Origin of the sequence: Paenibacillus sp. FSL R7-0210, from assembly GCF_038009085.1 — a bacterium.
Taxonomy (GTDB): domain Bacteria; phylum Bacillota; class Bacilli; order Paenibacillales; family Paenibacillaceae; genus Paenibacillus_AQ; species Paenibacillus_AQ silagei.
The window spans coordinates 5,277,051-5,297,763 of record NZ_JBBPAR010000001.1; the positions used below are offsets into that span (position 1 = coordinate 5,277,051).

The window sequence follows — 20,713 nt, forward strand, 5'->3', positions numbered from 1 at the left end:
CTGTACCTGGTTTACGTCACACTTCGTCTTCCGCGGGGCTTCCTTAAGGAAGCGTCAGCGCGCTCTGGGGAATAATCATCTGCTTCTGGCTCTGGCTCCTCCACATCAGACTGACGCTGGCATCCCCGCGGTTCTCGTAATACTCCACCTTGATGGCGTAGGGGGTACCCGCAGAGAGCGTGATGCTGCCCTCCTTGCTCGCACTGCTCTGGTTCTTCCAGCTGTCGATCAGGAGCTTGCCGCCGATCCATACGCGGATGCCGTCATCCGAAGAAGCGGTGAACGTATACTTTTCACTGTAGAGAGGCTTAAGGGTCCCGGTCCAGCGTACCGAGAATGCATCCTTGGGAAGGCTGGGAGCCGGTGAATTGCCATGCCAGTTGAATTGAAGGGTGCTGTCGTTACGGGTAAGCAGCGGTGTGCCGGACAGGTCCATATTGCCATAATACTGGCCTCTCAGGCCGTTCCTTGAGCTTACAGCCGCCGCATGCGTTTTGGCACCCGCCGCGAGCTTGTAATCCTCCCGCGATACCGTGTATTTATGGTTCATGAAGCTTTGAATTTTCACAGTTGGGTTATTCTCAACCAGCATCTTGCCCCATGTCATCGTATATACCCATTTGCTTTGTTTTTGAGACATGATGACAGGGTCTGGAAGCTCTCCGCTCTCCCCGATTCCGATCGGTTTGCCATCGGCCAGCTTCAGGAGGCTGTCATAATAAGACTGCTTGAAATCATTGTCATAAATGTCGGCGGCCAGAATATCCACCTTGGCGATGCCGGGAAAATAGGCGGCGTACGGCTCAGACGACTTGTTGGGAGCATTCGGATTCCATACCCACAGCAGATTATTCAGCTTATGCGTATTCACCATGCGGTCATAGACCAGGTCCCAGAGCTTCGCGAAGTCATCCTTCTGCCCCCACCAGAACCAGCCGCCGTTCATCTCATGATAGGGCCGCCATAACACCGGAACTCCGGCATCGCGCAGCTCGCCCAGATACTTGGCCACTTCATCCAGCTCGGCGACCAGGGCTTTGTACTGCGGCGTTCCGGGAGTGACATACAGCTTGAATTGACTCTGGCTCAGCGGCTTCTGCACATTGGTCCATACCGGCGCGGTTCCCGGCAGATTCTGATGGAAGGTCATGGCGACAATACCGCCGCCCTCATGCCAACGGATAGCGCTGTCCACGACAGCCTGACGCTGCTTGGCAATGGTCTCCTTGGACTGGTTGCCTATGGCTCCCAGCTCATAGCCATGCAGAACGGCATAGCGGCCGGTTGTGGTGCGGAGCTTATTATTGAATTCATCGGGGCTCTCCAGGTAATCATGCTGGCCGGATATCATACCCTTGCCGCTGAGATCACTGAGATAGCTTAACAGTGCGGAAGCCTCCTTGGAGGCTGAAGGATTAATGGGCTTGATGGAAGCGGGGGCGGCAGGTGCCGTAACCTTGGCGGCTGCGGGCAGACTGCGCCCTTCCCCCCATGGAAGTAATGAAAGGATAAGGATTAGAGGAAAAATAGTTGTATATAGCCTGTACTTACGGTAAGTGTTCAATGTAATCTCCTTTCTCCAGCCACACTCTCCGGCAGGGCCCCCGGAGGTTACGCCTGCCGGATTGTCTGCCTTTCTATAGCTTAGTAGCCCTGCTGGTAAGCAGGGCCATTAAGAGTGGCTTACAGGATTTATAATTGTAACGTCTTAACCAGTAACAGCGCCAATGTTGAACACAGCTGCGGACCTTATGAGCTTACGAAGCGGACGGGAGGAACAACGCGCTTGCCGGAATGGTTCCTTTGGCCTGGCTTGGACTCTGCCACATCAGCCGCGCTTTTGCATCCCCTTGATTCTCATAATACTCTACCTGAATATCATACAGCTCGCCTGCGGTCAGGCTGATGCTGCCCATGCGTTCGGTGCCGCTCTGCTTCACCCAGCTGTCAATCACAAGCTCACCGTTCACCCGTACGCGGATACCGTCATCAGAAGTGGTGTAGATCTGATAAGTCTCCGTGTAGAGTGGCTTCATCTTCCCGCTCCAGCGGACAGAGAAGAAGTCTATGCCGATAGCGGCATCCGGCGTGCCTTGGCGCCAGTTGAAATCAAGCACAGCATCGGTACGCACTACAGCGGGTTCGCCCGATAACGTCATGTTATTGAAGTATTCCGCGTACAGTCCATTGGCAGCAGGAACTTCTACCGGCGGATCCGCCGGTGTTGCTGTAGGAGAAGGAACGGGAACAGGAACCGCTGTCGGCGTAGGCACCGGTGTTGGCGTTGGTGTCGGTACTGGCGTCAGTGTTGGTGCTGGTGTTGGCATTGGTGTCGTTACTGGTGCCGGCGTTGGTGTCGGTGCTGGTGCTGGTGCTACTGTCGCTGCTGGTACCGTGGTCGGTACTGCTGTTGTAGCCGGAGCAGGTATGGATGTGTTGCCTGCTCTGGAGAAAAGCGCACTTGCAGGCACGGTTCCCTTCACCTGGCTGGGGCTCTGCCACATCAGATGGACATTCGCATCGCCTGCATTCTCATAATACTCTACCTTAATATCGTACAGTTGCCCGGCAGTCAAGGCTATGCTTCCTGTGCGGGCAGTTCCGCTCTGCTTGACCCAGCTGTCAATGACTGCTGTGCCGTTCACCCACAGGCGGATACCATCATCCGATGTAGTATAGAACTGATAGGTCTCACTGTAAGCCGGCTTAATCTGGCCGGTCCAGCGGATCGAGAAGTAGTCTACACCGAGTGCAGCATTAGGAGTACCCTGGCGCCAATTGAAGCTGATGACATCATCGTTACGCACCATAACCGGCGTTCCCAAGAGCGTCATGTTCTTGAAGTATTCTCCAAGCAAGCCATTCTGGGCAGGCTTACTGTCCGTATCACCGGAGGTTGGGACCGGCTTCGGAATCGGCGCAACGGTTGGTGTTGCCGTTGGTGTCGGTGTTACAGTCGGCGTTGGTGTTGGTGTTGCAGTCGGCGTTGGTGTCGGTGTTGCAGTCGGCGTTGGTGTCGGTGTTGCAGTCGGCGTTGCGGTAGGCGTTGGCGTTGCCGTTGGCTTAGGAGCCGCCGCCGGAGCAGACCAGGCCTTATATTGGTCACGGGTCAGTGTGTAGCTGTCATTCATGAAATTCTTGATCGTAGCCGTGCTGTTATTCTCATAGAGCATCTTGCCCCAGTTCATCATGAACACATAATTCTGCTGGGTCAGCTTCAGCTTCGAGATGTTCGGCATTTCGCCGTTCTCGCCGATGCCGATCGGTTTGCCGCCAGCCAGGCTGGTCAGATCATCATGATATTTATTCGAGTAGTCGTTATTATATATATCTGCTGCCAGTACATCCACTCTGTCCGCGCCCGGATAGGTCCGTGCATAGGGATCAGAGTTGGCATTCGGCGCATTCGGGTTCCATACCCAAATCAGATTATTTAACTGATGAACGTTCACGAACCGGTCATACATAATATTCCATAGTGCAGTGAAGTTGTCTTTCTTGCCCCACCAGAACCAGCCGCCGTTCATTTCATGGTACGGTCTCCAGAGGATCGGAACCTTAGCATCCCGCAGGCTTTTCAGAGAGACAGCTACTTTATCCAGATCGGTGATCAGCGCATTATACTCTGGCGTGCCGGGGGTTACGTATTTGTTAAATTGCGCCTGAGTAATTGGCTTCTGCACATTGGACCATTCGTACTTGGTGCCCGGCAGACTCTGGTGGAAGGTCATGGCGACAATGCCGCCCGCTCTGGACCAGTTCGTTGCACTCCAGACGATATTTTTGCGTTGTGCAGCTACTCCGCTCTCGCTCTGTCCACCGATTGCTCCAAGCTCATACCCATGCAGTGCGGCGTATTGTCCGCTTGTTCCCTTCAGCTTGTTGCTCAGCTCATCCGGACTTTCGAAATAGTCATGCTGCCCTGTAATGATTCCGTTCCCGGAGATCTCATAGAGACTGTTCAGCAGCTTGACCGCCTCGGCTGAAGCATTAGGATTCACTGGTGCCCCTGTAGAGGAAGCAGCCTTGACAGTGGACGGGGCGATTCCCAGTCCCACGGGTACAGCAGACAATACCACGGCCAGCGACAGCACAGCGCAGAGCAAACGAGACTTACGGTAAGTTTTCACAATATTCTCTTCCTTTCGGTAGCCAGGCTGCCACTCTTGCGAAGGCCCTATAGCTTTGCGTCCCTATCTTTCGATTAGGTTTGCCATTGTCGTTTTGGAAGGATCAATCCCTCTTACCGTAAGTATCGTCGATATGCAAATTTAATGTAGAGTAAAAACAAATTTTGTCTGAAAAATAGTTCTAAATGCCTGATTTAAAATTGTAACAATTGGTTAAATAGATAAGTTAGACCTACGAAATGAACTGATGTAGAGCGATATCCTCCCAGTCCAGAGTAATACGGATATTGTCCTCCTCTACCAGCTCAGACCCTGTCTGCACCTCAATGAACTCCACATCGGTAAGAGCAAGAATGGCATGCTTGGTTCCTTCCGGTATCCGCACCACATCTCCCGCCTTCACCTTATGCATCTTCTCATTGATGACAATGCTGGCTTCCCCGCTGACGAAGGTCCAGATTTCACTGCGTTTGTGATGCAGCTGGTAGCTGATATTTTTGCCCTCATTGATGAAAATCCGCTTGGTCAGCACCTCGTTGCCTTCGTCATATTTCACATAATCGATCACCTTGTAGTGGCCCCAGCGGCGCTCTTCGTACATCGGTCTTTGTTCAAAAGTCTTCAGCACTTCCTTGATCCGCGGACTCTCGGCCTTGTGCGTCACCAGAATGCCGTCCGGGCTGGCGGCGATAATCAGATCCTTCGCCCCGATTACCGTGATTGGAATATCCAGCTCGTTAATGAGGCAGGTGCCTTCGGAGTCAGCGGTGATAAAGCCTTTGCCGACATGGTTACTGGTCATTTCCTCGGTCAGCGTATTCCAGGTGCCCAGGTCTTTCCAGAATCCGGCGTAAGGCTGCACGACGATGTTCTCTTCTTTCTCCACCACTTCGTAATCGAAGCTAATCGAGGACAGCAGCTTATACTGCTTCTGCAGCTCCTCGTAATTGAGCGGCAGCCCTTTGCGCTGCAGGATATCCAGCAGGTAACCCAGACGGAAGGCGAACACTCCGCAGTTCCAGAGCGCTCCCCGCCTGATTAGCTCCTCAGCTTGGATGCGGTCCGGCTTCTCCTGGAAGTGGCTCACTTGCAGGTAACCATTCGCTCCCGCATCTGCGCCCGTTGGAATAATGTAGCCGTATTTCTCCGAAGCATGCTCGGGAACTACGCCCATCAGCGCCAGGTTCGCCCCGCTCACCAGCATGGTGTTCTCCAACTGCAGCACCGTTTCGAAAAAGGAGGATTCCACGTATGGGTCCACCGGCAGAATCGCCACGGTCTCGCTTGGGGACACCCCCGCGATGGAATACAGGTAGGCCGCCGTCAGCGCAATAGCCGGGAAGGTATCCCGCCGCTCCGGCTCTACAATGATCGGCACCTCGCTGCCGAGCTGGCTCTGGATCATCTCCACCTGGCTGCGCCCGGTCGCCAGATACGAGGACCCGGCCATGCCGTTCTCCTCCAGCTGTCTCCATACCCGTTGTACCATTGATTCCGGTTCACCTGCCGGGCTTGCCAGTACCTTCAGAAATTGCTTGGAGCGTGAATCATTGGACAACGGCCAGAGCCGCTTGCCGGAGCCGCCTGATAGAAGTACTAGTTTCATAGTGAACCCTCCATATCGTATTGTTATTGGGTATTTCTTGTTGCCGGAGCTGTGAGTTAAAATCCCGCCTGTTATGAGGGTCGCTGCAAGGAATTTTGGGCTTACGGCCGCTGTTGTCTCCAGATGTTGTTGATTATATTGCTTGCAGCAGATAACATCCGGAGACAAAGGCGGACGCTACCGCTCCTACAGCTCCAAAATTCCTCTCCGCTCCATTTCATAACAGGCTTGTGATTTTATATCCGCTTCGCCCGCTGGCGAAGCTCCCGGCTAAAGATCCGATATTGCCGCTTGTGGTAGCGGCAAGGGGAGCCGGGCCGCCGCTATGCTTGCGCGGCAGCAGTGGTAGCCTGTTGCCGGCAGCCTGCCTTCACGACAATTGAATCCCTGGTTGCCGCCTACTGTTGCGGCGGAGAAAAATCCAAAGGCTCAAAGACTCTTAAGTGCCGCTTGTTCCAAGGCGTCGCCGCTGACCTAGCGGCTGGAGAGAGCAAGAGTATAAGGCAACAGAAGCCAAGACAATGTAATTCAAGACGGCAATTCAAGACCTGGATTCAAGACTCTTGTGCCAAGGGCTCGCCGCACAAGTTCGCGGCGGCAGAAGCTGGTTAGTTAAGTACTAGGCACTAGTGCTCCTCATTTCCTCCATTTGGCCCATATCCGAGAAATCAGGTGCACTTGTGCTCTTCATTTGCTCGTTTAACCAACATTCCTGGGATTCAGGTGCACTTATGCTCTTCATTTGCTCGTTTAGCCAACTTTCCCGGGATTCAGGGGCACTTGTGCTCTTCATTTGCTCCATTTGGCCCGCATCCGGGAAATCAGGGGCACTTGTGCTCCTCATTTGCTCCATTTAGGCAACTTTAAGCACCATCAGAGGGATTTATCTCCTTCATTTCATCGCTCAGCCCACTTTCGGCGCATTTAATGGGATTTATCCCTCTCATTTCGCCGTCCAGCCCGCTTTCGGCGCATTTAATAGGATTTATCCCTCTCATTTCGCCGTCCAGCCCACTTTCGGCGCTTTTAATGGGATTTATCCCTCTCATTTCGCCGTCCAGCCCACTTTCGGCGCTTTTAATGGGATTTATCCCTCTCATTTCGCCGTCCAGCCCGCTTTCGGCGCTTTTAATGGGATTTATCCCTCTCCAGTCGCCCATCAGCCCACTTTCGGCGCATTCAATGGGATTTATCCCTCTCCAGTCGCCCATCAGCCCACTTTCGGCGCATTTAATGGGATTTATCCCTCTCATTTCGCCATCCAGCCCACTTTCGGCGCATTCAATGGGATTTATCGCCGTAACGCTTCAAGTGGATTGCCGGTCTACACCGCGCCAGCCACGCTGGCGGAGAATCCGCTAAGCCCGCCCATCTGCGGGCGGCCGACGGAGATATATTCGAGGCCGGTGCCCTCGATCTGCTCTTTGGTATAGACATTGCGGCCGTCGATCAGCACCTGGCGGCGCATGGTTCCGGCAAGCTGGTGCAGGTTGATCTCCTTGAACTGGCTCCAGTCGGTCAGCAGGCAGACAGCATCGCTGCCCTCGGCTGCCTCTTCGGCCAGTCCGCACCAGCGGAGCTGCGGGTGATCGTATTCCTTGCGGAAGTTCTCGGCGGCGATGGGATCGTACAGCTTCACGATGGCGCCCTCAGCGACCAGCGCCTCGACGATCTCACGGGCCGGGGCCTCGCGGACATCATCGGTATTGGGCTTGAAGGCAAGCCCCCAGATGCCAATGACCGCGCCGCGCAGGCTGCCGAGCGATTCATGGAGCTTGGAGATAATCATGAAGCGCTGGCCTTTATTGACTTCAACGACGGATTTGAGCAGCTTGAACTCATAATCCACATTCCCGGCAATCTGGATCAGCGCATTGGTATCCTTCGGGAAGCAGGAGCCGCCATAGCCGATACCGGCCTGCAGGAAGGTCGCACCGATTCTCTGGTCCATCCCCATGCCGCCTGCGACTTCGGTGACATCCGCTCCTACCTTTTCGCAAATGTTGGCAATCTCATTAATGAAGGAGATCTTCGTCGCCAGAAAAGCATTCGAGGCATATTTGATCATCTCGGCGCTGCGGATATCCGTGACGAATACATTCTCTGTGAAGCCCTTATGCAGCTCGCGCATGGTCGGCTCAAGCGCCTGATTATCCAGTCCGATTACGATCCGGTCGGGATGAAGCGTGTCGCGGATGGCAGAGCCTTCACGGAGGAATTCAGGCGCAGAGACGATATCGAAGGGATGATTCGTGAGGGAGGAGATCAGCTGGCGGATGCGCTCATTGGTTCCAACAGGGACGGTCGACTTGGTCATAATGATCTTATAGCCTTCCATCGCCTGCGCAATCTCGGCAGCCGCCCCTTCGATATATCTCAGGTCGGCTTCGCCGCCCGGCAGAGAAGGCGTACCCACGGCAAGAATGACGATATCGGAGCGGCGGACCGACTCCTGAAGATCGGACGAGAAGCTCAGCCGCCCCTCGCGCAGATTCATTTCAATCAGGGCCTCAATGCCCGGCTCATAGATAGGGGATTCCATCCGGTTCAGCTTCTCGATCTTCTGTTCATCCTTATCCACACAGATGACATGATTTCCATTTAGGGTAAAGCATACGCCTGATACAAGTCCTACATAGCCGGTACCAATCACTGCGAGTTTCATACTTTCATCCTCCTTTTAGGAAATTGACGTAGGCCTGTTCCACATACTGCTTGAACTGAACCATAAACGCCTGCTCATCGAATTTGCGTGCATGGCCCATAATCTGGTCGATATCCCACGCATAGGACTCCACCTCATCAATGGCCTTAAGCAAATCATCAACTTCCTGATGCTGGAAAAACACGCCGTTAACGTATGGAATAATCGTGTCCAGCGCTCCCCCGGCCTGATAGGCGATGACCGGTCTTCCAGCAGCATTCGCCTCCAGCGGCGTGATGCCGAAATCCTCTTCCCCCGGGAAAACAAACGCCCGGCACTGGGACATCAGCCCTGTGACTTCCTCATCCTCCAGCCGGCCCAGAAACGAAACATTCCCCTTGGCCATGCCTTCCAGACGCTTCCTGTCCGGTCCGTCCCCGACAATATACAGCTTGAGCCCGTTACGGTTGAACGCCTCCACCGCCAGATCGATCCGCTTGTAGGAGACCAGCCGCGAGACAATCAGATAATAATCGCCGATGCTCGTAGAGCTGGAGAAGCGGGCCGTATTGATGGGCGGGAAAATCACATCGGAATCCCGGTGGTAATAATTCTGAATCCGCGTCTTCACGACTGAGGAGTTGGCGACGAACTGGTTCACATTTTTGGAGGTGCGCTGATCCCAGTTCTTGAGCCGCTGCATATACACCTTAAGCAGTCTTTTGAACAACCCGGAATTCGATTGCCGCTCCATGTATGTGTCATAGTCCCAGGCGAAACGCATCGGCGTATGACAGTAGCACAGATGGAAGGTGGACTCGGGCACCTGAATGCTTTTCATAAAAGCACTGCTGGAGCTAAGAACGATATCATACCCGCTGAAGTCCAAATCGCGGACAGCCATGGGGTAGAGCGGGAGCACCCCTTTGAAGTTACGCTTCACTCCCGGAATCTTCTGCAGCCAGGAGGCCCGGATATCGGCATCTTTGAGGTTATCGGTCAGGCGGCTTCCGTTAAAAACCGTTGTGAAGATCGGAGCTTCCGGGTACATGTGATGAAACACCTCCACCACCCGTTCCGCCCCGCCCATCTGGATTAAATAATCGTGCGCGATCGCAATTTTCATGTGAATCATCCTCAAAGTTTTATGGAGCAGCATCATTAAGCAGTACACGCATGGCTAGAGACAGATATGATGCAAGCCTTAAGCATTATGGAGCGGGAAGGTCAGGTGACTGCCAGCAGACCTTTGTAGTAAGCGACAATATCCTTGACCGTATTCTCGATGACAAAATGCTCTTTCACCCGTCTCATTCCATTGTCCGCCATCCGTCTACGCTCTTCGGGATGGTTCAGCATCCAGGTGATGGAGTCTGCAAGTACAGTAGCATCTCCGGGCTGGATCAGCAGTCCTGTCTCACCAGGAACTACGATCTCTACCGGACCGCCTTCATTGGAGGCAATGACCGGCAATCCGGCTGCCATGCCTTCGACGATGACCTGGCCGAACGGCTCAGGAGTGATCGACGTATGAATCAGTAAATCCGCTTGGTTCATGAGTCCTTGTATATCATCCACATGACCCAGCAGGCTGACATTGGTGATGTCCCCTTGCTGCATCTGCTGAATTAATTCCTGCTTGTATTCTTCCTCTCCGAACAAAGCGTCACCGGCCAGCCAGAACTTCACGCGGCTGTCCTGCTTGAAGGCCTTGGCCGCTTCCAGCACAATATGCTGGCCTTTCCAGTGGGCGAGCCGCCCGACCAGCAGGACGTTGAAGTCCTTCCGGTCCCGCCGGCCGATCCCTTCACCGATCGCCTTGGCGAAGGCCGAGTAGACGACCAGCGTCTTCTTCGAGCGCGGCAGCTCCAGCGCATTCAGCGTGGAGTGGGAATTGGCAATGACCCCGTTCGGCAGCAGGCGTGACAGCAGCCGGATCGCCTTGGCGACAACCGGCTTCAGATAAGGCGCCCCGATGTGATCCCGGATGTGCCAGATCAGCGGCACGCCCGCTTTTTTGGCAGCAACAGCTCCGTAAAAGGCCGATTTCAGGGAATTGGTATGCACGCAATCCACCTTCTCTTCCTTCAGCAGCGGAGCCAGCTTACGGCCATAAGCCAGCAGCTTCATAGCAGCCGCCGGAGCCCCGAGATTCACGGCATTGCGGCCGCGGCTGCGGATGCTCTCATCCAGCGGGATAATGCGGACATCGATGCCCTTCTCCCGCAGACGTTCGGCAAGCGTGCCTTCCTCCGCCAGGATCACCAGCGGCTCAATCTGCTCACCAATGTTGGTGAGGATGTTGAACAGGGCAACCTCGCCCCCGCTCCATTTGGCGGTGTGGTCGATATAAGCGACTTTGATCATCCTACGCTCACACCCTTTCCCAAGGTTTCGAGGAATACAGATTCAATCTTGTCGCCCACATGCTGCCAGGTGTACTTCTCCAGCACATGATTCCGGCATTCGTCCCGGCCCGGCAGCAGCTTGCGGTTGCTCAGCATATGAATCATGCCTTCCGCCATATCCTCGCTGGCCGCACTCTTGAACAGCAGCTCCGGACGGAAGCCCTGGAGAATCTCCTTGTTGCCGCCGACCGGCGTAGCCATCACCGGCAGCCCCGAGGCCAGCGCCTCGACGGTGATCAGGCCGAAGCCTTCCAGCGCCTGGGATGGAACGACGAACATATCTGCCGCCTGATAATAGGAGGCCAGCTCATGATCGGGAATGTACCCGAGCAGCCGGACCTTGTTGCCCAGCCCGTAATCGGCGATCCGCTCTTCCAGCTCCCCGCGCAGCGGGCCCTTGCCCCCGATCAGCAGAATCGCATTCGGGAACCGCTCTGCCACCTGCTTCCAGGCTTCCAGCAGCTGCAGCAGCCCCATCCGGTTCATCAGCCGGCGGACCGTCAGGACGGTTGTTGCGCCTTCCGGCAGATTCAGCGTCCGGCGGACCGCCAGCCGATTGGGGGCGGGTGTGAACCGCTCGACATTGGCCGCTCCCGGAATGACAGTAATCTTATGCAGCGGTACACCATGCAGTTCGTGCAGCATATTGCGGAAATAATCGCTGAGGACGATGAATTTGTCCGCCAGCTTGTAAGCCTTATGTTCTATCGATTTGGCAATCGTTGTTTTGACCTTATGCTTGATACCTTGACCTTCGATCTTCATCTCTTCGTTCCACGGGCCGTGGAAGGTCATGATGACCGGAATCCCCCGCTTCTTCGCTTCAATCGCCGGCCCGATGCCGTAAGGGGCGAAGTGGGTGTAGAGGATATCAATCCGCCCGCTGCCATCCCCCATCAGGGAGGCCGCCTTGCGCTGGAAAGCATCCTTGCGCTTCCAGATCGTCTCCTTCGGATCACCGGCATTGTGAATGATCAGTTCCTTCGGCGTCTCCGGTGTTTCCTGGCTGCAGATCAGGGCATGCACCCGGTTCCGTGAAGAGAGCTGTTCACACACGGATTTGAAATAGGTGTTCAGTCCTCCGGGCTGTAACGAGGGCCAGCTGAGGCCGGTCGTCATAATGTTGAGTCCGTCATTGTACGACATAGCTTCTCTCCCCCTTGTTCTCCTTCTCGGCCTGACCCGCTTCGTTATGCCGGGCCAGCCTGCCTGCGCTGTGCAATTCGTAATGCTTGAAGCCGACCATGAATTCATACATCACCCAGAAGACGGATACCGCGAAGCCCGAGATGCCTTTCTTGAACAGGCCATGCAGGAAATACTTCTGCAGGAACCGTGCCGGCGGACGCAGCAGCAGGTGACTCAGCTTGAACGGCTTGCCGCTGGCGAATGCACTCTCTGCTTCCAGATCGGTGTATTTGTTGAACCGGGCGACATGATCGTTGATGCTGCGGAAGCCTTGATGCCACAGCGTTCCGTTCAGCTTCACGGTCCGTTCCTCGGACACCTCTGGCATCTCATGCACCAGAGAGTTGCGGATACCGTATTCCTTGCGGTTATACAGCCGCACCAGATACTCGCCTTTATCCAGCCATTTGCCTAGGAAGTCGCCAATCCGGTACAGCGAGAACGCGACCGTAGCATCGGTCAGTCCCGGCTTGCGCTCCAGGATATCCCGGGCCAGCTCCTCGCTGACCACTTCGTCGGTATCAATCAGGAAGACCCAATCATGGATGGCACGTTCCACTCCGAATTCCCTTTGCTTCGCATATCCGGGCCATGGGTTGACATACACCCGGCATCCCAGGCTCTCGGATAGCCCTACGGTCCCGTCTTTGCTTCCTCCGTCGATTACAACCACCTCATCGGCGAATAACCGGCAGGACTGAATGGCTTTGGATATCCGAACTTCGTCGTCCTGGGCAATGATGACCGCCGAGATCGGGTAGCTGCCCCGGCCGCCAAGCACGCTTGTTACTGAATCCATGATAGGTATCCTCCTTCTGATGGTCCGGTGTGTGTCGTCGCTCCGAGAAAAGTTTGGGCTTACGGCCGCTGTTGTGTTTAGATTTCCTGATTAGAACCGCTTTTCGCGGTAGAAATCCAAACACAAAGGCGGACGCATTCGCTCCTACAGCTCCAAATTTTCTCTACGTTCCTCCAAGCACCGTCCCATGGTTTTTTAAGCAGATAGGGGCTCGCATCGTGTCTCTGCTCGCTGAAACAAATACAAACCATTTGATTCATAAGCAAAACACTTGAATCAAACCCTTAAATGCTTAGACATCCTCTACACATCCATAGGTTTCTTACGAATATACGAATTCATCGTCGTCTTCATCCACTGAAGGTCCTGGGCGTTAATGAGCAGCCGCGGAAGCTTCACCTTCAGGTTGTACCTGATATTGAGAATAATGAACAGGAACCGCAGCACAGCCGATGAGAGCATAGCCACCCCGGCTCCGAACAATCCGAACTTCGGCACCAGCAGGAAGAGCAGCGGAATCACGAGGATCAGGCCGACCCCCTGCAGGATGGATACGAACTTCGGCTTGCCCAGCGCCATGAACACCTGAGCCAGAATCAGCGTCCCGCCGCTGATGGTTACTTCCAGCAGCAGCAGGCGGAACACGGTAAGCGCGGTATTGAAATCCTTGCCGTAGAGCAGCGGGATGACAAAGGGCGCTACCAGCATCAGGAACACTGCGCCAAGCAGAGTACAGGTAGTACTGATCCGGAAAGCCTTGAAGGTAAGGGCAACCGCTTCGTCCTTCGACATCTCGGAGGCCTTCGGGAAGAGCACCACCGTGATCGAATTCGCGAAGAAGTTCACCATACGCGACAGGCTGACCGCTACCGCATAGAGCCCCAGATCTGCCGGTCTCAGTAATCCGGCAATGATGATCTGGTCTATGTATACCGAGAATTGTCCAAGCAGGTCGTTCCCGTAGGAGCCCAGACCGTAGGTGAACAATCTTTTGAAATTAAGATAGGAATCCCGGAGCTTGACCTTGTAGGTCCGCAGCAGCAGAATTGTCATCCCGATGAACAGCGGAACTGACGGCACCAGATAGGCCAGTGCAGTTGTATAAGGATTCATGTAGCCGGTCAGGATCAGAATGCCGATGGCTCCCAGCGTCAGCAGCGGCACCAGGTACCGCATCCAGTTGAAGGTCTTGTAGTCCCCTCTGAACTGGAAGGCCGCGTTGTTGATCTGCGACACCACAATCAGCGGGCAGAGAATCATCGACCACTGGGCGAAGACCACTACCTCATGACTGAACGACCCCAGCCAATAAGGCAGCACGAGTATCCCGACTGTCATGGCGATGGTTCCGAACGTCAGGCCGATCAGCAGGGCGATCCGGTACAGCACCCCGGCTTCCTCCGGATTCTTCTTGGCGTTGTAGATCAGCGCCGAGGGAATCCCGAAGCTCATGCTGAAGGCCAGGAACTGCGACCAGTTCACCATCGCTGTCTGCTCCCCCCGGCCGGTCGGACCGAGATAACGGGCGGTCAGTACGCCGGTCAGCATATTGACCAGCAGGATCAGCACGCTGACGAACATCGTTTTGACAGCAGCCGAGCTATTGTCCTTACTCTTCGTGAATCTCCGGAAGGTGGACCATACCCGGTTAGCGGGTAGTGATTTGGCGCTTGACTGCTGCATGCGGTAGTCCCTTCTTTCTGCTTTGATTGAGCTCCTTGGCACTGAGGCCAAGTCCGATCAGCATCCAGATCAGATACCCCTTAAGACCGGGAAAGCCGTTATCCGATATCAGGCTGGCTACAGCTCCCATCCACGCCGCCAGCGCCAGTCTGGCGTAAGGCTGAAGTTCATTCCTGCGGGTGACTCTGGCGCCGATCTCCTTGATGACCGCACCGAGCGCTCCGAAGAAAAACAATGCGCCGAGTACACCGAAGGTCAGCAGCAGCGCGATGAAGCCGTTATCCATATTGCCGTATTCCCCCAGCTCTCCGCCGTTGCCAAGCTTGGTGCCCTGGCCTACACTGCCGATCCCCTGCCCTACCGGGTTGCCTGCGACCATCGGCAGCATGTTGGTCCAGAGACTGAGGCGTTCATTGTAGGAATGATCCTCCTGCACGGAGGTCAGGGTCTCCATCCGAGCCACCAGCCCCTCTGCTCCAGGGAGCTTCGGCACGATCCAGAACAGCGCGGCTGCCACGAATGCGAGCTGGAACAGCGTCTTCCATTTGCCCTTGGAGGGAGAGGAAGCGATGTAGACCAGCAGCATCACCAGCAGGACCAGCCATGCGGACCGGACGAGCGTAGTCAGCAGGCAGACTACTACGAGCAGAACACCGAGCCAGCGCAGGGTACCCTGCCATCTTTTCTCCAGAATCATCGGCACCAGGGCGAAGACCAGGAAGGTTGCAGCGGGACCCGGGGAGTTCAGTGTCGAGAAGACCCGGATCTCCAGCGGATAGGGGGTCCCGATGGAGATCATATCGGCATTCCGCATCCAGAAGGCATCCCAGGGAGGAACGGTCAGATACTGCACGATCCCGTAAACGGCAACCAGCACGGCAATGTTGGCAAAAGCGTACAGCAGCCGGTCGATATCCTTCGGCTTAAACGGCGTCACCGCGAAGAAGGGTATCAGCAGCAGCGGTACGATGTAATTCGCCAGATCGTATACCGAGCCGATGCCGTTCTTCGCCAGACCAATCAATGCGCCGTAGGCCAGAGCGATGGAGAACAGCAGAATAATCCGGGTGGAGGACTTGCGGATCCGGTGAATTTCCCGCAGCACCGGAATGGCTAAGGTCGCTCCGGTCAGCAGCGGGGCCAGACTGAGCAGAGAGACGGAATGATACACGCCTTCGTACCAGTCTGCAATCCGCCGCAGCTCCGGGGCAACTGCCCAGATCAGCAGAGTGTACGGAATCAGCATCCGTGTATTCAGCAAGGCCAGCAGCAAGGCCGGAAAGAGGATGCCTGCCAGAATGATGCCCTGCAGGCTGTTCGACGCGCTCAGGTTCGCACTGGCGAAGCCGATCGCAAGCGGCAGGGCCAGCGCCGAGGCGCAGATCAAGGTCATCATTACAGCCGACTTCACGGCTTGTGCCGATGGAAGATTCAGACTATTCTCATCTCTGCTTAGCATCTTCATTCCCTGCCTCCCGTCTTTCGCCGCTTTCTTCAATCCGTACTGCTGTTCTTCACCTTGCCCCGTTTGCGCAGCTCCTTGAGCAGCAGCACCAGGAACTGGGCATCGTCGACAAGGTATCTTTTCCATAACCGGCCCGGCTCCTGGCTAAGTCTCCATAGCCACTCCATGCCGGTTCGCTGCATGAAATCCGGTGCCCGCTTCACCGAGCCGGACAAGAAGTCGAAGGTTGCACCTACGCCGATGGAGACCGGCGCCTGGTAGGAGGTATAGTGACGGTAGATCCACTTCTCCTGCTTCGGTGCGCCTACCCCTACGAACACGATATCGGGCTGGCTCTCGGTCAGCAGCCGGATAATATGCCGGTTCTCTTCTTCGTTGTGCTCGAAGCCGTAGGAGGGAGAGTAACAGCCCACTACGTTAATGCCCGGGAAGGCGGCCTTCAGATTCTTCGTTGCCTGCTCTGCCACACCCTCGGCGGCACCGAGGAAGAACAACCGGTATTGCCTCTGCTCGAACGCATTGCCCAGGCGACTGAACAGGTCTGCGCCGGACACCTTTTGCTTCAGCGGCTTGCCGAGCATCTTGGACGCCCAGATAATCGGCATCCCGTCCGCGACTACGGCACCTGCTTCGGAGTACACTTCCCGGAACTCTTTATCCTTGCGCAGCTTGATCACATGGTCGACGTTACAGGTCAGGATGTAGGATTGGTTCCTCTCCTGAATGGTTCTGTCGATATAATCCAGCAGGTCCATGAAATCATAGTTATCGAAATTGACATCGAACATGTTCACTTGATTCATCGTATCACTTCTTTTTGTGGGGAATCGGCCAGCTGTGAAGATCGATACAGGCAGTTCAGGTACCAACAGAACGGAATGATGAATTGGACCGTCGACAGCGTGTTATCCGTGAAAGAATAGATCAGAAATGCTGCAATAAAGAGAGAATAATAAGGTTTGACCGCCGGCAAAAGAACTCTGTATACCATTAAAAACACAGCGAGCAAGGACAGCAGCAGCAGGATGGCACCAACGTATCCCCCATCGTAATAAAAGCGGATATATTCGTTATGCGGAACCACGAACCCTCCGTAGAGCGTTCCGTCATTCGCCACCGTTACGGCTCCAAGCCCCCGTCCTGCCACCGGCGAATCCGCCGCCTTGTTCAAGAAGTACTCCCAGGCCTCCGCCCGCCCCGACAGGTCAATTCCCGTCTCGGTCGTCCGTTCGAAGGATCGCTTCTTGATGTTGTCCAGCTGCATATATACTGCCGAGGTGATGACCAGCAGTGAACACAGCAGCGGGATCAGAAATCTCTTCTTCCCCTTCAAGAAGGCGCGAGAGATATCATAGAAGTAATATAGCACCATCAGGACCAGGGCGAGAATCGGCCCGCGCGTGCCTGTAATCACCAGAATCAAGAAATTCAGCCCCAGCATGATGTAATTGAACCGGGTATACTGCGGACTGCGCTTGATCTCGATGAACGCGATCGCTACTCCCATGAAGGCCAGCATCGCCAGGTGAGGCGGTATGTTCGCCCCCTGCACCCGAACCGCGCCTGTGAACTCAACGGCTACCAGTGAATGTATATTCGCAGCTTGGAGCACCACGCCCAGCAGCATGCTGACCAGCGGCAGCAGGGTAATGATCCGAATCTGCTTCTCGGCGACCTCCTTCTTCCAGTTGATCAGCAGAAGCACGAAGGGCAGAGACAGTCCGATGAAGGCTTTGACCGCAATCGATGTGCTCATCTCCGGCAGCCAGATGGAGAAGCTGAAGGTGAGCAGAATCAGGGCCAGCATCGCCCATAAGGGAGGACTGAGCTTGAACCTGAGGCCATTGACCAGGATACACGGCACCAGCAGCATCAGAATAACCAGCTTGTAGAGCGACAGGATCTCAATACCGAACATACTCCCGCTGTACAAGAAGTTAATCGAGACCGCCGTGGTCAGCAGAACGAAATAGCTGATCAGTTCAGGGCGTGATAGGGAGGCAACCAGCAGCAGAATGAAGAATACGGCCGCTACTGCGATGACCGGCTGGAAGATGACGGCTGTTCCCAGGAACAGTGCAGTTACGAGATAGAGCATTCCGTATGGCAGACTATTGATTTTGGAGCCCCACTCAAAATGGGTCATCGCGCGTACCTCCCCTCACCCCGCTGCGGATTCCCTCTTCCGGTTAAGAATCATATGAAGAGTTCCGCGAATACTCTCCAGCCGGCATTTATTCAGCAGCTTCCTTCCCTTACTGCGGGATAGAACGGAATCTGCCAGAATGTAGATGACTTTGGCGCCTGTCTTGCCCAGGAGCAGCAGATGCCCTTTCATTCCTTCACTCTTCATAGCGTTCGATATGCCTTGGCTGTAATACCGCTTCATGATCCAGTCCTCCGTCAGCCGGTTCGCCGGAACGAAATGATCCACGGCCATCTCGGGATGATAGAGAATGGAATGCCCTTCCTGCTGCAACTGGCTGAACAGCCAGGTCTCTTCACCCGAGAGCAGCGAATCGCCCTTGCGGCCCAGCTCCAGCGGGAACAGGCTGATATCGAATACCGGCTTGCGCATCGCCATATTGGCACCGCAAGGGTGAAGCCGCTTCGGATACTCTTTGATCCGGCTCCCCAGATCGACAATCGTATAAGGAAGCTCGAACGGCTTGATCAGCCAATCCGGGCGCTTGCTCTCGAAGATCGGAGCAATCCTGCCGCCCATAGCCATCACCTCCGGCTTATCCGCAAAGGTGTTCACAATGGTTGTAATCCAGGTCCGGCAGGGGATCGCATCATCATCCAGGAAAGCGATGAGCTGCGATTTGGAAGCCAGAATTCCTGTGTTCCGGGCTGCTGACAGCCCTTGAACCGGCTCCAGCAGATAACGGATATCCATATCCGCACCATAGGTTTCGATGAACCCCTTAATGGCGGCCGCCGTATCATCCGTGGACTGGTTATCCACGACGATGATCTCGGCCTGGTGCAAATTCTCCAGCGGCAGCAGTGAATGAAGAGTCTTCACCAGCAGCGCCGACCGGTTATAGGTGCATATGATAATGGAAATCTCAGGTCCATCTCCGTGTACGAACATCGGCATCACCTAATTCCCATATTTTTAATAAGCATTTTTGGAACCTAGCAGCATCAGGCCGGTCTTGACAATAATCTTCAGATCCAGCATCGTGCTGCGCATGTGGATATACGTGAGGTCCAGCTGAACCATCTCGTCGAAGCCGACGCTGTTTCTGGCATTTACCTGCCAGTAGCCGGTGCAGCCGGGGGTTACCATCAGCCGCTGCTTGTCGTATTCCGTGTACTGCTCCACCTCTTCAACGAGCGGAGGACGGGGACCCACCAGACTCATATGCCCCATCAGCACGTTCCAGAGCTGCGGCAGTTCATCAATACTGGTCTTGCGCATGAATTTTCCAATCCGTGTAATACGGGGATCATTCTTGATCTTGAACATCGCGCCGCTTACTTCGTTATAGGCCATGAGACTTTCCTTCAGCTCCTCGGCATTAGAGACCATGGATCTGAACTTGTACATGGGGAACAGCTTCTCGTCCTTGCCGACCCGCATTTGGCGGAAGAACACCTTGCCCTTCGGATCTTCCAGCTTAATCAGGACAGCCACCACTGCGAAGAGCGGGAGCAGGAACAGCAGCCCCAGGGCAGAGAACAAGATGTCGATGATCCGCTTCATGACCAGATAGGACTCCATTCCCTTGCTTTCTTCACCCGAATGCAGCATGTAAAGTTTCGGCAGGACGGCCTCATAGTCTTCCGGCAGTTTTTGCATGCTCATCTCTCCTCATTTCTCGTTAAGGTTTATGCAGCCTTACTTCTTGACTCCGGCTTGTGTCGCCCGCTTTCGGGGAACCGTCTCAGCTGCTGACCGAGGTCTGTCCCGCTTTTTTTAACCATTCCGCCATAGCATCCATGACCTGATAACGCAGATCCTCGCTCTCTAAGGCAAATTCCAGTGTGGTCAAAATATAACCGAGCCGTTCGCCGACATCATATCTGGTACCGTCGAAGTTATAAGCATAGACACGTTCGCTCTGGTTCAGCTTCTGAATGGCATCCGTCAGCTGGATCTCACCGCCCGCACCCTTCTCCTGAAGATCGAGATACTTGAAGATCTTAGGGGTAAAGACATAGCGGCCCATGATTGCCAGATTGGAAGGCGCCGTGCCAAGTGCCGGCTTCTCCACGAAGTTGTTCACCCGGTAGAGCTTCCCGTCTTGCAGATCCGGCTCGATAATCCCGTAGCGGTTCGTGAATTCATCCGGGATAACCTGTACCCCGATCACCGAGTTCTGGGTCTCCTCATACTGGTCGATCAGCTGCTTCAGGCAAGGGACCTGTCCGGTTACAATATCATCGCCGAGCATAACGCCGAATGGCTCATCGCCGATGAACCGTCTGGCACACCATACGGCATGGCCGAGACCCTTGGGTTCCTTTTGCCGGATGTAGTGAATTTCCACCTTGGAGGACCGCTGTACCTCTTTGAGCAGCTCCAGCTTACCGTCCTCCAGCAGCCGGGATTCAAGCTCAAAGGCGTTGTCGAAATGATCCTCGATCGCCCGCTTTCCCTTACCGGTAACAATGATGATGTCTTCAATCCCGGAGGCAATGGCCTCCTCCACGATATACTGGATCGTCGGTTTGTTGATAATAGGCAGCATTTCCTTGGGCATTGCCTTGGTCGCCGGAAGGAAACGTGTGCCTAACCCGGCCGCCGGGATAATTACCTTTTTTACCTTTTTCATCACACA

Annotated in this window: 16 protein-coding genes and 1 riboswitch; all 16 genes read right to left on the bottom strand. The window is 54.8% G+C overall.

What is annotated here, in order from left to right:
• Positions 1-43 precede the first annotated feature (43 nt).
• Positions 44-1,564: a glycosyl hydrolase gene (locus MKY64_RS22315; protein WP_340955773.1), complete on the bottom strand. Its 1,521-nt coding sequence runs from the start codon at positions 1,562-1,564 to the stop codon at positions 44-46.
• 193 nt (positions 1,565-1,757) lie between these two features.
• Positions 1,758-4,130, bottom strand: a complete 2,373-nt coding sequence (locus MKY64_RS22320; RefSeq protein ID WP_340955774.1) for a PA14 domain-containing protein — start codon at positions 4,128-4,130, stop codon at positions 1,758-1,760.
• A 14-nt stretch (positions 4,131-4,144) separates the two neighbouring features.
• Positions 4,145-4,225, bottom strand: a riboswitch (cyclic di-GMP riboswitch).
• Between the two features lie 137 nt (positions 4,226-4,362).
• Positions 4,363-5,736: a sugar phosphate nucleotidyltransferase gene (locus MKY64_RS22325; RefSeq protein WP_339253882.1), complete on the bottom strand. Its 1,374-nt coding sequence runs from the start codon at positions 5,734-5,736 to the stop codon at positions 4,363-4,365.
• A gap of 863 nt (positions 5,737-6,599) precedes the next feature.
• Complete coding sequence (locus MKY64_RS22330; RefSeq protein WP_340955777.1) at positions 6,600-6,989, bottom strand: hypothetical protein; 390 nt, start codon at positions 6,987-6,989, stop codon at positions 6,600-6,602.
• 71 nt (positions 6,990-7,060) lie between these two features.
• Positions 7,061-8,401, bottom strand: a complete 1,341-nt coding sequence (locus MKY64_RS22335; RefSeq protein WP_036723416.1) for a UDP-glucose dehydrogenase family protein — start codon at positions 8,399-8,401, stop codon at positions 7,061-7,063.
• A 4-nt stretch (positions 8,402-8,405) separates the two neighbouring features.
• Positions 8,406-9,506, bottom strand: coding sequence for a glycosyltransferase (locus MKY64_RS22340; RefSeq protein WP_036723418.1), 1,101 nt, complete (start codon positions 9,504-9,506; stop codon positions 8,406-8,408).
• A gap of 101 nt (positions 9,507-9,607) precedes the next feature.
• Positions 9,608-10,747 (bottom strand): glycosyltransferase family 4 protein, encoded by a 1,140-nt coding sequence (locus MKY64_RS22345; protein WP_036723419.1) that lies wholly within the window; start codon positions 10,745-10,747, stop codon positions 9,608-9,610.
• Entirely contained in the window at positions 10,744-11,934 is a 1,191-nt protein-coding gene (locus tag MKY64_RS22350; protein ID WP_036723420.1) for a glycosyltransferase family 4 protein, read from the bottom strand. The genes MKY64_RS22345 and MKY64_RS22350 overlap by 4 nt, the downstream gene beginning before the upstream one ends.
• On the bottom strand, positions 11,921-12,775 hold the full coding sequence (locus MKY64_RS22355; protein ID WP_036693614.1) for a glycosyltransferase family 2 protein: 855 nt from the start codon (positions 12,773-12,775) through the stop codon (positions 11,921-11,923). Before MKY64_RS22355 ends, MKY64_RS22350 begins: the two co-directional genes overlap by 14 nt.
• Before the next feature lie 303 nt (positions 12,776-13,078).
• A complete protein-coding gene (locus MKY64_RS22360) occupies positions 13,079-14,458 on the bottom strand; it encodes an oligosaccharide flippase family protein (protein WP_076078987.1) in 1,380 nt (459 codons plus the stop codon).
• The gene (locus MKY64_RS22365; protein WP_340958151.1) at positions 14,424-15,854 is read right to left on the bottom strand and encodes an O-antigen ligase family protein; all 1,431 of its coding nucleotides are present in this window, start codon (positions 15,852-15,854) and stop codon (positions 14,424-14,426) included. The genes MKY64_RS22360 and MKY64_RS22365 overlap by 35 nt, the downstream gene beginning before the upstream one ends.
• 98 nt (positions 15,855-15,952) lie before the next feature.
• The gene (locus MKY64_RS22370) at positions 15,953-16,726 is read right to left on the bottom strand and encodes a WecB/TagA/CpsF family glycosyltransferase (protein WP_076078985.1); all 774 of its coding nucleotides are present in this window, start codon (positions 16,724-16,726) and stop codon (positions 15,953-15,955) included.
• On the bottom strand, positions 16,723-18,069 hold the full coding sequence (locus MKY64_RS22375; protein ID WP_339312936.1) for an O-antigen ligase family protein: 1,347 nt from the start codon (positions 18,067-18,069) through the stop codon (positions 16,723-16,725). The genes MKY64_RS22370 and MKY64_RS22375 overlap by 4 nt, the downstream gene beginning before the upstream one ends.
• Positions 18,070-18,084: 15 nt before the next feature.
• Entirely contained in the window at positions 18,085-19,020 is a 936-nt protein-coding gene (locus MKY64_RS22380) for a glycosyltransferase (protein WP_209879411.1), read from the bottom strand.
• A gap of 24 nt (positions 19,021-19,044) precedes the next feature.
• The gene (locus MKY64_RS22385) at positions 19,045-19,737 is read right to left on the bottom strand and encodes a sugar transferase (RefSeq protein WP_339312934.1); all 693 of its coding nucleotides are present in this window, start codon (positions 19,735-19,737) and stop codon (positions 19,045-19,047) included.
• A 79-nt stretch (positions 19,738-19,816) separates the two neighbouring features.
• Positions 19,817-20,707, bottom strand: coding sequence for a UTP--glucose-1-phosphate uridylyltransferase GalU (gene galU, locus MKY64_RS22390; protein WP_340955785.1), 891 nt, complete (start codon positions 20,705-20,707; stop codon positions 19,817-19,819).
• Positions 20,708-20,713: the final 6 nt, after the last annotated feature.